This window comes from Pediococcus parvulus (genome assembly GCF_964063155.1).
Classification (GTDB): domain Bacteria; phylum Bacillota; class Bacilli; order Lactobacillales; family Lactobacillaceae; genus Pediococcus; species Pediococcus parvulus.
The window spans coordinates 1746950-1761563 of record NZ_OZ061292.1 but is presented as its reverse complement, the minus strand read 5'-3'; the positions used below and the strand labels follow the sequence as shown (position 1 = coordinate 1761563).

The following is a 14614-nucleotide window of genomic DNA, read 5'->3' as shown; positions in this document are numbered from 1 at the left end:
TTTTTTTACGGAATAAAACGAAAACTTTATGATAATTTTCGAATTATCAGTTACTTAATTGCACTAAATAAATCGTTAAACGCTTCCGTCATGGTTGGATGAGAGTAGATTTGATCTCGTAGCACTTCGTAATGAATATGTTGATGCATTGCTAATGAAATGGTGTTGATCAGTTCTTGTGAATCTTCACAATATAATGTTGCACCTAAAATTTCGTGAGAGTCAGGCGAAACTAGGACCTTTAAATATCCGGTTGTGTTTCCTAAAACATGAGTCTTGGGAACAGAAGCTGCCGCAATTTTTCCGACTTTATAGGACACATTTTGGGCCTTAGCTTGTTCTTCGTTCAACCCAATTGTCGCAACTGGAGTATCCAAAAAGACAACATGAGGAACTAATTCTTGTTCCGCTAAAGTACGTTTGCCTTCGCCAACTAATTGGTCAAGCACGATGCGATAATCATCTAGTGAAATATAAGTGAACTGCGCACCGCCGCGGACATCACCCATTGCCCAGATGTTTTTGATATTGGTTTGAAGGTGTTCATTTACCACAACGCCACGGTGGTTGGTTTCGACACCAGCTCTGTCTAGTCCCAAGTGATCAATGTTTGCTCGACGGCCAGTTGCAACTAAAATTGTGTCCACTGAGAGCTGGCGTGCTTGACCATTTTGAGTGAAACTGATGCGAGCCCCACCAGCATGATCTTCAATTTGGTCAATTTTGGCATTGAACTCAAACTGAACATCTTTTTTAGCCAAGTTTTGTTTAACTTCTGTGGCCAATTCCCGTTCATCACGGGGCATAAACTTATCACCGGCATCTAAAATTGTGACTTTAGATCCGAAGTTGGCATAAATCGATGCGAATTCTAGTCCAATATAACCGCCACCAATTATGGCGAGATGGGTTGGTAAACGCCGCTGGTCCATTAAACTTTCACTAGTTTTGACGAATTTGCTTTCTTGAAGCCCTGGAATATTCGGTAAAATTGGGGTGCTACCTGTATTGATAAAAATGCGTTCGCCAGAGATTTCATCTGTTTTGCCATTTTTGTAAGTGACTTTAAGTTGGGTAGCACTTTCAAATTCTGCACGCCCATTTAAAACAGTCACGGTTGATTTGTCAGAAATCTTATGAAGATTACTTTCACGCAAAGTGCCGGTAACGTCATTTTTGTTAATAATGGCATTCAAATAGTTTTTTTGCGCATTTCCTAATTGGTTGTTCTGGGAACTTGTCAATAACGTTTTAGTGGGAATACAAGCAACGTTAATGCAGGTTCCACCATACATTTTATCTGAAACTTCAATCATAATAACGGATTCGCCGTGGGCTGCTAGAGCTCCGGCAAGTGTTTTGGCTGCTTTACCAAACCCAATAAAAACGTTTTTTGCTGTAATCATTTTAAATCCTCCTATTGATGTGTATATGCATATCACTGTACATACATAGTAAATGTCTGTTATACTTTTTGTCAACGGATCTGTTTGAGGAGGAATAAAATGACATCAGTTTTAAAAAATTGTACGTACTTTGTCTCAAATCGGTTAGCAAGAGATACCGAAAAAATTGCCAAAAAAATTTATGAACCAACGGGGATGAATCCCACATATAGCTACGTATTAATGGCGATCGATGAGCAGAAAACAGTGTTATTACACGAGCTGGCCGATCAGATGGGTTACTCGCCATCCACAATGTCGCGATTTGTAGACACTTTAGTGAAAAAAGGCGTTATCAAAAAGCAATATGATTGGCGAAAAGTCACATTATCATTGACGGAATCTGGTAAAGCGATGGTTAAAATTTCCCATGCCTGTTTGGCAAAGATGGACGAAGCTACTTGTCAGTTGTTTGGGAGCGCGGAACAACGAAACGTCGTTGTAAATTCTTTGAATGACTGGACGAAGACAATTGAAAAACAGATCAAATGAGCGAGTCATTTGGTCTGTTTTTGTTATTCTGTTAAATCAGAAAAAGTTGCGTGGACTAATTTTTTTAGATCGTTTGCGTCAATTTTGATCGAGCGACCAATTTTTCCTGAAGAAACAATAATTTCACCCTGTTTTTGGGCAATATCAGAAATATAGATTGGGAAATGTTTGGTTTCGTAAATACCGATCGGGGTATTTGCACCGTGTTCGTATCCGGTTGTTTTGACCAATTCTTTAAGCGGAATCATGCCAACTTTTTTATTACCAGATGCTTTTGCAAGTTTTTTATAACTAAGATGTTCATCAATTGGTAGAACGCCAACCAACGGACCAGTCTTATTACCAGTTAAAGCAAGGGTTTTATAAATGCGATGTTCGTCTTCTTTAAGATGGTCAACCTGAAGCTGTTCAACGTCGCCTTCTTGCTTGGTGGGAAAAATGATTTGTTCATACTTCATATTAGCTTTGTCTAGAATTTTTTCAACGAGTGTTTTATCAATTTTATTTTTCTTATTTTTTTTAGAAATGATGTTCACCTTCCTAGATTTCATTTTAGCATAAGTCAGTAAGAGACGTGGATATGCTATAATCTAAAGTATAAATAAACGATAAGTTAAAGAGGTGGCGCGTGTTGGCTGATTTGGTGTACAAAACAATTTTAAAAGATTTGGAAAAACGAATCTTCGATAACGAGTTCCCGGCAAAGAAATTGCCAGATGAGCGAACCCTTACCAGTCAGTATGGCGTGAGTCGAAGCTCCATCAAACGGGCTTTGAACGTTCTTGCAAATGAAGGGATCGTGTTTAAAAAACGTGGTTCTGGTACATTTGTGAATCCACTTTATCTGAAAAATCGGTCCTTGTTTAACTATGAGGGTTCCAATTTGGGTGTGACTGACAGTATGCGTGCAAATGGCAAGAGGCCAGGCATAAAAGTATTGGACTTTTCCGTCATTCCAGCTACTAAAGAAATGCAAACGGATCTCTTTTTAGCTTCAGAGGATTTTGTGTACCGAATTCGCCGTTTACGGCTTTTGGACGACCAACCAGTGATGATTGAAACAGGATATATTCCGATTAAGATTGTACCGGAGTTATCACGAACAATTGTCTCGGGTTCCATTTTTAATTATTTAGAGGATAAAAAGAATCAGACAGTCACAAAATCATTTTTGTCGATTGAGGCGCAACCGTCTACAAAAGAGGACCAAGAACTTCTGAATTTAAGTTCTAATGAGCCAGTGGGAGTGATGTCAGGCATCTTTTTCTTAGATGATGGAACACCGTTTGAACTATCAAATATGCGTTTGCACTACAAATATATGAAATATAATGCGTTAGTGGAACTGAAATAAACAAGTTATGTAAAAATTGAAGAATTGACACTTGCTGATTAATCACAATAGATGTGATTAATCTTTTTTTCGGTTAAAATAGAATTCAAATGAGGCGGTAGTTTATATAGATTCGGAAAGGTTTAAAAATGTACCCACAGCGTGTCAGCCTGTTTTCTAATCTAAAAATGATGCTTACAAATACAAAGCATAATTTTTAAAATTGGACCGTATCAATTTTCAAATTAGTTGACCATCACGATAAATCGGGTTATTATAGTGATGTATTCGATAACAAAACTTAAAAGTTAACGTTTGAAAGGAGCACTACAATGGCTGTTGATTATTCATCAAAATCATATTTTGAAAATCTAGATAAATTTTGGCGTGCAGCAAATTATCTGTCAGTGGGGCAACTTTATTTAAAAGACAATCCCTTACTTAAACGTCCGTTAAAAAAGGATGATGTAAAAGTTCATCCAATTGGACATTGGGGCACAATTTCTGGACAAAATTATCTCTATGCCCATTTAAACCGAGTCATTAATAAATATAACTTAAACATGTTTTACGTTGAGGGACCAGGTCATGGTGGCCAAGTAATGGTTTCTAACTCTTATTTAGATGGTAGTTACACTGAGGTTTATCCTGAAATTACAGAGGATGAAGCCGGTATGAAGAAACTGTTTAAACAGTTTTCATGGCCAGGTGGTGTGGCTTCTCATGCCGCTCCTGTTACTCCTGGTTCTATTCAGGAAGGTGGCGAGCTTGGCTATTCGCTTTCTCATGGAACAGGAGCAATTTTAGATAATCCTGACCAAATTGCGGCGGTTGTTGTTGGTGATGGTGAGGCTGAAACTGGCCCATTAGCAACTTCATGGCAATCAAACAAATTTATTAATCCCATTAATGATGGGGCTGTTTTACCGATTCTGGATATTAATGGCTATAAATTAAGTAACCCAACGTTGTTTAGCCGGATGTCTGATGAAAAAATTAAGCAGTACTTTGAAGGCCTAAACTGGAATCCTATTTTCGTTGAGGTTAAAGATCAAGGAATCGAAAAATTGAATTTAGAAATGGCCAAGGCAATGGACTCAGCTGTAGAACAAATTTTGGCTATTCAAAAACATGCGCGTGAAAATAACGATCCAACGCTGCCAAATTGGCCAGTAATTATTTTCCGTTCACCAAAGGGCTGGACTGGTCCTAAGACTTGGGATGGCGCGGTTATTGAAGGTACGTTCCGTGCTCACCAGATTCCAATTCCTGTTGATCAAGCCGACATGCAACATTCCGATGCACTGGTAGATTGGTTGAAATCTTATAAACCTGAAGAACTATTTGATGAGAACGGCAAACTCAAACCAGAAATCGCCGCTATTGCACCAAAGGGTGATAAACGAATGGCTGCCAATCCAATTACGAATGGTGGCGTTAAGCCACATGATTTACGTTTGCCAGATTATCGTAATTATGCGGTTGACACGACTAAACGGGGTCAAAATGTCAAACAAGATATGATTGTTTGGTCAGATTATCTTCGTGATGTCATTAAGTTAAATCCTGAAAACTTTCGGATGTTTGGTCCAGATGAAACGATGTCAAACCGCCTTTATGGCTTGTTTGAAACCACAAATCGTCAGTGGATCGATCCAATTAAGAAGGATTGGGATGAAGATCTTGCTCCTGCTGGTCGAATTTTGGATGCCCAACTCTCTGAACATCAAGCTGAAGGTTGGCTCGAAGGCTACACGTTGACTGGACGGCACGGAATCTTTACAAGTTATGAGGCATTCTTAAGAGTTGTGGATTCCATGTTAACACAGCATTTCAAGTGGTTACGTAAGGCTAGTGAGTTGAAATGGCGAAAAGATTATCCATCTTTGAATGTTGTTTCAACTTCCACGAGTTTCCAACAGGATCATAATGGTTATACCCATCAAGATCCAGGAATTTTGACCCACATGGCTGAAAAGAAACCTGCATTCATTCGTGAATACCTACCAGCTGATGCCAATTCGTTATTGGCAGTTAGCCCATTAATTATGAATGATCGAGAAAAGGTCAATGTTTTGGTCACATCTAAACAACCACGACCACAGTTTTATTCCATTGATGAAGCAGAAGTACTTGCTAAAAATGGTTTAGGAATTATTGATTGGGCAAGTACTGATCAAGGCGCAAAGCCAGATATTATCTTTGCGGCTGCTGGTACGGAACCAAATATGGAAAGCTTGGCAGCAATTAACATTTTGCATGACAATTTCCCAGACTTGAAGATTCGATTTATTAATGTGATCGACTTACTCAAGTTACAAAGTCCGAAAGTCAATTCACGTGGATTGTCTGATGAAGAATTTGATCACTACTTTACCAAAGATACTCCTGTAATTTTTGCTTTCCATGGTTACGAAGATTTGATCAAGTCCATTTTCTTTGATCGCCATAATCACAACATTCATGTGCACGGTTATCGTGAAGATGGTGACATTACAACCCCATTTGACATGCGGGTGGTTAACCAACTAGATCGCTTTGATTTAGCTAAGGAAGCCATTACAGATGTCCCTGAATATGCAGAAAAGGGAGCCGACTTTATTCAGAAAATGGATAACAAGTTGGTCGAACATTATAATTATATTCGTGATAATGGTGATGATCTTCCTGAAGTTAAGGATTGGACTTGGAGACCCTTAGACTAAAAGTTAGATATTGTTTTGACAAAAACTTGAATTATGCGCAACAAAAGTCTTGGTGATAAATTAACCAAGGCTTTTTTGCGATAAAAATAATAAAGATTTGAATAATATGCACCAACTATAAGTATTAGTTGAATATTTGATAAGGATTTATTATAATATGGGCGTAAATATTGAACGCCGAAATGATAGCATGGCGTATTGTTAATAGAAAAAATTAAATAATCAAGATTAAAACGATGGTTGGACGGTGATCAGGTGGTACCGATGGTAGGGAAGAAATTTGGACGATTATTGGTTGTACAGCGGGCAGGAAGTAATCCGGCCAATGGCAATGTAAGGTGGTTGTGTCAGTGTGAATGTGGTAATAAAGTGGTTGTGGATGGATATTCATTGCGCTGTGGGCAAACTAAAAGTTGTGGCTGTTTGAAGCGTGAAATTTCTAAACAAAGTAGTAAGTGTAATCCGGCGTTTCAAAAGAATGTGGGTAAAGCCACTAATTTAGTAAATAAAGATGGCATTAGTTTTACATCTAGTAAGTTTACGAAACGAAATAAGAGTGGCGTGATTGGTGTGTCTTATGACAAACAGTCTGATTCGTGGTACGCCCATTTAATGATTGATTATAAATATGTGTTATCAAAAACGTTTAAACACTTTGAAGATGCTGTAGCAGCACGTAGAGAAGCTGAAAAAAAGTATTATGGCAAAAAGTTGGATAACTAGAAAAAGCGGACGAAGAGTTAGTTGTAAACTCTGTCCGCTTTTTCTTGTTGATTAATTTTCAAAAAAACCTTGGTTTTTCAAAATAGATAGAATTTCGGAACGTTTCTTAGGACTTACTTGCATGTCATGAATGATATGATGTCTGAAGGTCTCATTACGAGTGTTTGAATCGCGATGTGTATAATAAGACTGAATAGTTTGATCATAGGCATCTAATGTTTGTTTATCTGGTTCTTGATAATGGTTTTCAAAATGGACACTTTCAAGTGGCAAGCGGGGTTTCAAATTTGGCTTCTCATCAGGGTAGCCAACAGCGATTCCAAAGACGGGAAAAGTTAGTTTGGGTAAGTGAAGAAGATCAATTACTTGTTGGGCGTCATTTAATATGCTGCCAAGGATTACGGCTCCAAGTCCCATACTTTCGGCAGCAGTTACAATGCTTTGGCCAGCCAACGCAGCGTCGTCAAAAGCGGCCAAACTGCGATCACCATCATGGAGTAATTTGGTATTTTCATGTGCCTCTTCTCCAATAAATTCATTGCGATGTTGATCGGCAATCATAATGAATAAATGGCCGTTACTTTGTGTAAATGGATAGGTAGTAATTTCGGCAAATTGCTGTTTTAATTGAGGATCGGTGACGCTAATCACGCTGAATTGTTGCATGAACATACTTGAAGATGTTCGTTGAGCAGCAGTTAACAAGGTTTGAATGGTGTCACGATCTAAAGACTGGTTTTTAAAACGGCGAATTGACCGATGGTGGGTTAATAAATGTAAGGTTTCGTTAGTTGTCAAAATTATCAAACTTCTTTCTAGTAGGATTATTTTTTAGTTGAAAATGTTCTGGAATCGGTGCAGTAATTGTTTTTACTTCGCTAGAAAACGGCAACGGAAAGCTGATTTTCCACGAATGTAAGGCTAAACGCTGCCCGGAGTGATATTCGGGATTATACAAAGGATCGCCAACGACGGGATGGCCCAAACTGGCAAAATGCACCCGAATTTGATGTGTGCGACCCGTATGTAATTGAATTTCCACGAGCGAATGATGAGCTGACATTTGGATTACGTGATAACTGGTTTTAGCCATCGCGGCATTGGTGCCATTTACCACGCGCTGACGTTTGTCAAAAAGGGTTTCGCCAATTGGCAGGGAGATTTCACCGTTGGGGACTGAAAACTGGCCCTGAACAACCGCAAGGTAGGTTCGATGGACCTGTTTGGTTTTGATTAATCGATTGTAAATAGGAATTAAAACGGGATTCTTGACTACTAGAATAGCACCACTGGTTTGTTGATCCAAACGATGCACATTGTAAGGATGAAAAGGAGTGCCCTTTAAATGAGCAGCTAAATGGTTCATCAGACTGCCAATTTCATTTGGTTGGTTTGAATGCGTTTTAACCCCATTGGCTTTGTTGGCAATGATAAGATCCTCTGTTTCAAACAAAATATCTAAATTTGCGGCACTGTCTGGTAAAAAGCTTGGAATTGGGGTCGAAAAGTTTGCCGAATCAAAACTGAGATTGACTTGATCGCCAGCCTTGACGGCAGTGTTGATTGATTGATAGTGACCATTTATAAGGATCGAACGATTGATACGCAAAAAATGCACTTCTTTTCGTGAAAGTGCCCAATTGTGTTGCAATAAGTTTCGGATAGATGTGGTTTTAAAACTAGGTGGAAGAACGCGTTGATATTGCCAATTCATGATGTCTCACTCCATAACAAAAAGGCCCAAACAAATGAATTGTTTGGCTGGCCTTTTGAATTTAAGGATTAGTGTTTATTTTGACTCCGGTTTGACAACTAACACATCGCAAATGGCGTTACGACTGACGTAGGTTGCTACAGAGCCGACCATTAACCTTTCTAATGCGTTTAAACCAGTTGAACCGATCATGATAAGTTCGTTGTGGTGATCTTTGGGAAACTCAGTTGCAATAACGGGTTTAGGATTACCAAAACGAACGTGGACACTGACGTCTGAGAGGCCGGCATCTTCGGCTTGTTTCTTTAGTTCGGCTAAGCGTTTTTGAACGTCTTCAGAGAGTTTGTAGATGACGTCACCGCTGACGGCACCGCCATAGGTATCACTGAATTGATTGACTTCAAGTACGTTTAGGATGTCAAGATGGGTGTCATTGCGTTTGGCGACCTCAATGGCCTTTTTCAAGACGGTGTCTGTAACTTTTGATCCATCAATTGGAGCTAAAATGTTTTTATATTGTTGTAACATGTTACTCACCTTCCATTCTCATGGGTTCTTATGAATATCATATCATTATTTCGGAAAAATGTAAGTGTTTTAGTTCAAAAGTGGGCGAAGAGTAGCGATAGAAAGCAGAGAATAACCGTGACGTTAGTGGGATCGTAATCCTACGGTAGTCATGGTTATTCTCTGCTTTCTGCTACTCTGAGCCGTCCTAAAGCTCAGCGGAAACAAACAAGGCGAAGTGACGGAGACGGGATCGCAATCCCGCGGAATCGTGCTTAGCATTCACTTTCTGGCTTGCTGAGCCGTCCAAAAAGATGAGCAGAACCCTATATTTATTTAAATCGGGAATTTCTGTACACGGAAGCCACTTCTTTTTTTATAGTTTGGTCGCTAATACATAATGGGAACAGATTCCTTATTTATGATTACAGACTAGTTTTTTTCCCAGTCTCTTGCTTCAATACGTAGCTTTCAACCTTTAATTTTTGTGTTTAAAATGATAATAGAATTAATATTCTAATCATTTACAAATAATATTCATGGTGGTATTCTTCTTTTAAGCGTTAACCTAAAATAAATAGTACACGGTATTTATTCTCTAACAGCCGAGCTTTTTGACAAAATATTAGAATTTATAGTTCTAGGAGATATTAAAGAGTTGAGGAACAAAGTTTGGATTGAGAAAACAGGATCATATTTGAAATTTTGATATGGAGCGGAAGAAGGCGATTTTATGAATATACGCGAAATTTTTAAGTTGGTTCCCCAAAACAGGTACCTGTGGTTAGTTCTAAGCAAATTATACATGAGCGGCTTTAATTTATTTGTGTCAATAATGATTCAAGTTGGAATTACTATAGCTTTTGGGAAAAATATTTTTCAGTTATGGTATGTTTGGGCAGCACTAATTGCAGGATCCGTTGTTTATGGAATTATTTATTTTAATTATTCTATGTTATTGGAAAAAACCAAAAAGCACGTTAGCGAGACGGTGAGTTTAAAACTTATGAATAATGTAATAAGTTCTAGTCAGAGGCAAGAAGTTAAGGAAGGCGAACTAGTTAATTTAATTAACCAGGATGCCGAAACAATAGCAAATTACTTATATTCAGGGGTTTCACCGCTGTTTGATTTCTTTTTGTCAATGCTAATGGGATTGTGCTATGTTTTCTTTTATTCGTGGATATCCGGCGTATTTTATTTATGTATTGGGTTAACTTTTTTTGTATTAGTACGTTGTTTTTTTGAAAAACAAGCGCATGTGCGTCAAATATTCGAAAACTATGATGACGAACATAAACGTTTTTTTGCTGAGTTATATAAGAATATACCATTGCTTAGAATTTTCGGGAGCACACAATGGGCACTTACTAAGCATCAGTATTTCTTCGCGAAAAAGTTCCCATATTGGACGAAAAATGTCAACACTGCAGCTATTAACAGTAGTTTATTTGTAGGTGGGGTTTATTTTGTTGAGGTTAGTTCGCTTATTGGGGGATTATTATTAGTGAAAAACAATAATCTGCAACTCAGTGTAATGGTTGGAATTTGGAATGCTGGTATTGGTTCAATTTTAGATCCATTCATGTCGCTGCCTGGTGTGATTTCGTATTTATCTCAACAACATGTAGCAATCAAAAGAGTCAACAACCGAATGTCGGTTTACCAGGAAGACCACAATGTTATTGGATCAAAGGCCGATCAAGCAATGAATCTCGAAAAAATTTTGATTAGAAATTTGTACTTTAGTTACGCCGATGATGGAGAAGAAATATTTAAAAATTTAAATCTTACCATACCGAGATCTAAGATCACATTTATTGTTGGAGATAACGGAGCTGGAAAAACTACCATAATAAAACTTATTTTGGGATTGATTGAACCTACGAGTGGAAGGATTTTTGCATTGGATACTAATAACCGTGAACAAACTGGTTTTAGTTTGAAACTAGCTTATGTACCACAAAAAAATATTCTTTTTAATACAACCATTTATCGCAATCTCACTCTTGATAAACCAATTGATCTGAGCACAATAAAGAATGTGCTTGAAGCAGTTCATATGAGTCATCAAATTGAACAACTTTCAAATGGGTTAAATACTGTCGTTGGTGACGAAACTAATTTTTCAGAAGGTCAAATGCGACGGCTTTCAATTGCACGGGCTGTACTGTCGAACAAACAGTTCGTGGTAATGGATGAACCATTTTCCGATTTAGATAGAGAGAATCAGACAGCATTGATGCAAGAGCTGCGTTCAATTTCTAAACAAACCGGTATTTTAATTATCACGCATACTTTTGATTTAATCGAACCCTCAGACAATGTTATCAGAATAGGAGGGCTAACATGAAAGTAAAAGAAAAGAAATATTTAATTTCACTTTTTAAGAACAAATTTTTTGTTCCTTTATGGATTGTCGGCATAATGGGAGCTATTTCTGAGTTTTTTTTAGCTTATAAACTAAATATCCTGATGAATTATTTAAGTGAAAAACAAGTTGACCAATTTTGGAAGAGTGCAATTTACTTAATTGGCCTTAGTTTAGTAATTGGAATATGCAAACTTTTCACTGTGAGTCAGCAGGGGAGGCTCAAACAGAAAATTGAATTTGATTTGTCTAACAACCTAATAAAAAATGTGTTTGTCAAGAAAACTATAAGTGTTGAAAAAATGGGAAAAGGTGGATGGATTACGATTCTCAATTCTGATGTTCCCTTACTATCGGGAGTAGTACCAGAAACTTTTACAAACCTTTTGATTGGTTTGAGTTCATTTTTGTCTGCTATAGTTTTTGGATTCTTATCATCGTGGATGTTAACTTGTTTTATACTCATTCTGAGTTTTTTTTCTATGGCGATACCAAGATTAACCGGGAAATTAATAACGGTGACACAAGAGAATACGCAACATAGCAGAGAAGATATGCAAGAGATAATGTTACAAGTTTTTGGCGGGAAGAGCCTTCTGCGCTCATTTTTTGCTGAAAGGTTCGGTCTAAATCTTTTCAAAGAAAAGTATCAGAGATATACAGGGGATCAATTAATAAATGCAAAAAGTCAATGGCGAATGAATAGTATAAGTCTTGCTGCAGGATTTATTTTCGATGTTACGCCGTTAGTTTTTAGCATTTACTTAATTAGTGTTCATGCACTGACACTGGGACAATTTATGGGTTTTAATGTACTGAATGCGAATTTTACTTGGGCATTTTATCAGTTGCCTGGATTGTATGCTAACTGGGCTCGTCAAAAAGCTTCATTGAAACGAGTAGTGAAGTTTTTAGCTAGTGATCAGATTAAGCCAATCGATAATAATAATTTGCATAGTGTAAATTCATTTGGATTACAACGGGTATCTTTTCGTTATCCTAAAAATGAAGATTGGGTTTTAAAAGATGCAAGTATTTTCATTAATTTAAAAAATAGACAAAAAATTTTACTTGTAGGTGAGAGTGGTGCTGGTAAGACAACAGTTATAAAACTCCTGATGGGACTATATGAACCGAATTCAGGAAAAATTAGCGGGATTGGGATTGATGAAAATATTGAACAGAAGGTTAATCCTATCAGTTTAGTCTCTTACGTGCCACAAGAAACGGAAATTTTTTCCGACACTGTTAGAAATAACTTGTTATTGGGAAGAGAAAAGTACCTGAAGCAGAATTAAGCACAGTTATACAAAAGGTTGGTTTGAGATCTCTGATTGACGGTCTTCCGAATAAACTTGAGACACAAATTTTTGGAGGAGATAATATGAACTTATCTGCGGGGCAACTTCAAAAAATTGGGCTTGCACGTGCGTTGTTAGCGAAACGTCCACTGATAGTTTTAGATGAGCCCACAGCTAATTTGGATCAAACGAGCGAAAAAGATTTTTTAAGAGTTCTTAGTCAGTTACCTATGGGTATATTTATGATCTCCCATCGCGATTCGGTGGAGACTGACTGGTTAACAAAAAAAGTGTTAAAAAACAAAAAAATAGTCGATGCAATTTGAAAACGTTAAAGAGATGAACAATTATGAAAACAAATTTAATATCAAGTATTATTTTCGGCAGGATAAATAAATTTCCGTTGAATAGTTTTCCTGAATTTGAAAAAATTTTAAATCTTGAAAATAATAATTATGAGGATAAAAGAAAACTTCCTGAATTCCAAAAATTGGTTAAATCAATCGAATTATTAAGTCCAAAGATGTATGAGAATCTACGAAAAGTTAAATGGATTGATGAAAAATTATTAAACCCACTTTGGAAATATAGTATTCGCGGGATGTATAGGGCTACTCCCTTAGGAGACCTTGCCTCTGTTTTTAATGATAGGTCTGACTCTAACCTAAATTTTGATATACAAAGTGAGCAGAACCCTAGATTTTTTCGAAGAATGCGGTTACAATGTGGTTATTGGTGATGGCGATACAAATACCGCCATTAATATAGGCATCGAACTAATTTCGGTTAGTGCGATGTCTTTTTTATGATGTGTTGCTTATATTTATTTAAATTCTTCTTTAGTAAATAAAATGTAATTTGTAACTTTTCATTCAGATGGTAGACTAGGTAAGTAAGCTTTAACCAATTTGGGAGTGATTATTTATGAAAATTAAATCAAACGATTTATTAGAAACAATTCGCGATGAGAATTTTGCACCGGAAACTTTTAAAGTCACGAGCACAAAGTTAAAAAAAGATCCCAAAGGGGCATTAAAATCTGTTTTTGGCTATCTACAAACGGCTTTGAAAGAAACAGCTGTTGTGGAAGCCGACGTGGCAATCAGAAAAGATGTTGTTTTGAAGTTTCAGACCAATATCATTAACTTACCATTTAATTATCCAAACAAGATTGAACAACTGACTGAAGTTGATACGGATTATGATGTTAATTTATATGCGATTTTTGAAGCAGAAGAGATTAATGCATCCCACTTGCGGATTGATTTAATGGGAAGTGTTGATAATTTCTTAGCAGGTGATGCAGATGTTTATCAAAACATCGCTGATTGGGTGATCTTGCAATTTGAGAAATTAGAAACTAAGAAAGAAAAATAAAGTAGAGGTTGTTTATGAATAGTTTAACTAAAATGTTAGCAGTAGCTGGAGTTTTGTTTTTGGCTGTCTTTTTAATTAGCTTACGATTCCATCCGGCCACTAGCAAAGTAAAAACGCAAGATTCAAATCAGGTAAGTGTTTCAAAACTGCCTAAAGAGAAGAAGACTAAAAAGAAAAAAGTTGCCAAAAGACCGTCTTACATGCGAGCGGTAAATTGGAAAAAATCTTCAGAAACAAAGGCTTACCCGGATTTAACGAAATACTCAAACGTATGGATTCAGGTCTCAATTGCAAAACAACGGGTCTATATTCGCAATAACAAAAAGCGTTTGTATACCATGTATGCAACGACTGGTGCTAAAAACTCAACGCCCACCGGAACGTACCATATTCAGGCAGAACGTGGTGAGTTTTTCTATAATGCACAGTCTAAAGAAGGCGCCAAGTACTATGTTTCTTGGAAAGACCACGGTGTTTACTTATTTCACACTGTGCCAACAAATTCACAGGGGCAGTTTATTGTAAAGGAAGCTAAGAAACTAGGTAAAAAGGCCAATTCACATGGCTGTGTCCGGCTGTCGGTACCAGATGCAAAATGGATTTATACAAACATTAAAGAAGGAACAAAGGTTGTTATCCACTGAGG

General features: G+C 37.2%; 15 protein-coding genes. 10 read left to right on the top strand and 5 right to left on the bottom strand.

The features are described from left to right. Nucleotides 1–50: 50 nt before the first annotated feature. Nucleotides 51–1406 carry an FAD-dependent oxidoreductase gene (locus AB3217_RS08895; RefSeq protein WP_057784694.1) on the bottom strand — a complete coding sequence of 452 codons (1356 nt, stop codon included), beginning with the start codon at nt 1404–1406 and terminating at the stop codon, nt 51–53. A 99-nt stretch (nt 1407–1505) separates the two neighbouring features. Here AB3217_RS08895 and AB3217_RS08890 point away from each other — a divergent pair, with 99 nt between their 5' ends. Next, nucleotides 1506–1937 (top strand): MarR family winged helix-turn-helix transcriptional regulator, encoded by a 432-nt coding sequence (locus AB3217_RS08890; protein WP_068806077.1) that lies wholly within the window; start codon nt 1506–1508, stop codon nt 1935–1937. A 23-nt stretch (nt 1938–1960) separates the two neighbouring features. Here the strand turns inward: AB3217_RS08890 and ybaK are convergent, their stop codons facing one another. Further along, nucleotides 1961–2464 (bottom strand): Cys-tRNA(Pro) deacylase, encoded by a 504-nt coding sequence (gene ybaK / locus AB3217_RS08885; protein WP_260274727.1) that lies wholly within the window; start codon nt 2462–2464, stop codon nt 1961–1963. A 104-nt stretch (nt 2465–2568) separates the two neighbouring features. Between ybaK and AB3217_RS08880 the strand changes: the two genes are divergently transcribed. From AB3217_RS08880 to AB3217_RS08870, 3 genes are all read left to right on the top strand, one after another. Then, nucleotides 2569–3291, top strand: coding sequence for a GntR family transcriptional regulator (locus tag AB3217_RS08880; RefSeq protein WP_057784701.1), 723 nt, complete (start codon nt 2569–2571; stop codon nt 3289–3291). A 311-nt stretch (nt 3292–3602) separates the two neighbouring features. Continuing rightward, nucleotides 3603–5975 (top strand): phosphoketolase, encoded by a 2373-nt coding sequence (locus AB3217_RS08875; RefSeq protein ID WP_367366006.1) that lies wholly within the window; start codon nt 3603–3605, stop codon nt 5973–5975. Between the two features lie 264 nt (nt 5976–6239). Further along, a complete protein-coding gene (locus tag AB3217_RS08870) occupies nt 6240–6698 on the top strand; it encodes an AP2 domain-containing protein (RefSeq protein ID WP_057784691.1) in 459 nt (152 codons plus the stop codon). A gap of 51 nt (nt 6699–6749) precedes the next feature. On the opposite strand, the gene AB3217_RS08865 is transcribed toward AB3217_RS08870, so the two are convergent. The 3 genes from AB3217_RS08865 to AB3217_RS08855 form a co-directional block, all read right to left on the bottom strand. Further along, entirely contained in the window at nt 6750–7496 is a 747-nt protein-coding gene (locus AB3217_RS08865) for a nitroreductase family protein (RefSeq protein ID WP_057784690.1), read from the bottom strand. Further along, entirely contained in the window at nt 7486–8412 is a 927-nt protein-coding gene (locus tag AB3217_RS08860) for an RluA family pseudouridine synthase (protein WP_057784689.1), read from the bottom strand. The genes AB3217_RS08865 and AB3217_RS08860 overlap by 11 nt, the downstream gene beginning before the upstream one ends. Before the next feature lie 75 nt (nt 8413–8487). After that, the gene (locus AB3217_RS08855) at nt 8488–8940 is read right to left on the bottom strand and encodes a universal stress protein (protein ID WP_260266707.1); all 453 of its coding nucleotides are present in this window, start codon (nt 8938–8940) and stop codon (nt 8488–8490) included. A gap of 712 nt (nt 8941–9652) precedes the next feature. Here AB3217_RS08855 and AB3217_RS08850 point away from each other — a divergent pair. From AB3217_RS08850 to AB3217_RS08825, 6 genes are all read left to right on the top strand, one after another. Further along, nucleotides 9653–11272, top strand: a complete 1620-nt coding sequence (locus AB3217_RS08850) for an ATP-binding cassette domain-containing protein (protein WP_367366005.1) — start codon at nt 9653–9655, stop codon at nt 11270–11272. Next, nucleotides 11269–12588, top strand: coding sequence for an ABC transporter transmembrane domain-containing protein (locus tag AB3217_RS08845; RefSeq protein WP_367366004.1), 1320 nt, complete (start codon nt 11269–11271; stop codon nt 12586–12588). Before AB3217_RS08850 ends, AB3217_RS08845 begins: the two co-directional genes overlap by 4 nt. Nucleotides 12589–12611: 23 nt before the next feature. Continuing rightward, nucleotides 12612–12917, top strand: a complete 306-nt coding sequence (locus tag AB3217_RS08840; protein WP_367366003.1) for an ATP-binding cassette domain-containing protein — start codon at nt 12612–12614, stop codon at nt 12915–12917. Between the two features lie 23 nt (nt 12918–12940). Beyond that, nucleotides 12941–13330 (top strand): hypothetical protein, encoded by a 390-nt coding sequence (locus AB3217_RS08835; protein WP_068807588.1) that lies wholly within the window; start codon nt 12941–12943, stop codon nt 13328–13330. 185 nt (nt 13331–13515) lie between these two features. Further along, a complete protein-coding gene (locus AB3217_RS08830; RefSeq protein ID WP_057783166.1) occupies nt 13516–13968 on the top strand; it encodes a hypothetical protein in 453 nt (150 codons plus the stop codon). 14 nt (nt 13969–13982) lie between these two features. After that, a complete protein-coding gene (locus AB3217_RS08825; protein WP_367366002.1) occupies nt 13983–14612 on the top strand; it encodes a L,D-transpeptidase in 630 nt (209 codons plus the stop codon). The last annotated feature ends 2 nt before the right edge of the window (nt 14613–14614 follow it).

Coding starts and splice junctions, on each gene's coding strand:
- AB3217_RS08830 (WP_057783166.1), top strand. CDS start 13,516: ATGAAAATTAAATCAAACGATTTATTAGAAACAATTCGCGATGAGAAT.
- AB3217_RS08890 (WP_068806077.1), top strand. CDS start 1,506: ATGACATCAGTTTTAAAAAATTGTACGTACTTTGTCTCAAATCGGTTA.
- AB3217_RS08855 (WP_260266707.1), bottom strand. CDS start 8,940: ATGTTACAACAATATAAAAACATTTTAGCTCCAATTGATGGATCAAAA.
- AB3217_RS08825 (WP_367366002.1), top strand. CDS start 13,983: ATGAATAGTTTAACTAAAATGTTAGCAGTAGCTGGAGTTTTGTTTTTG.
- AB3217_RS08835 (WP_068807588.1), top strand. CDS start 12,941: ATGAAAACAAATTTAATATCAAGTATTATTTTCGGCAGGATAAATAAA.
- AB3217_RS08850 (WP_367366005.1), top strand. CDS start 9,653: ATGAATATACGCGAAATTTTTAAGTTGGTTCCCCAAAACAGGTACCTG.
- AB3217_RS08845 (WP_367366004.1), top strand. CDS start 11,269: ATGAAAGTAAAAGAAAAGAAATATTTAATTTCACTTTTTAAGAACAAA.
- AB3217_RS08870 (WP_057784691.1), top strand. CDS start 6,240: ATGGTAGGGAAGAAATTTGGACGATTATTGGTTGTACAGCGGGCAGGA.
- AB3217_RS08895 (WP_057784694.1), bottom strand. CDS start 1,406: ATGATTACAGCAAAAAACGTTTTTATTGGGTTTGGTAAAGCAGCCAAA.
- AB3217_RS08860 (WP_057784689.1), bottom strand. CDS start 8,412: ATGAATTGGCAATATCAACGCGTTCTTCCACCTAGTTTTAAAACCACA.
- AB3217_RS08875 (WP_367366006.1), top strand. CDS start 3,603: ATGGCTGTTGATTATTCATCAAAATCATATTTTGAAAATCTAGATAAA.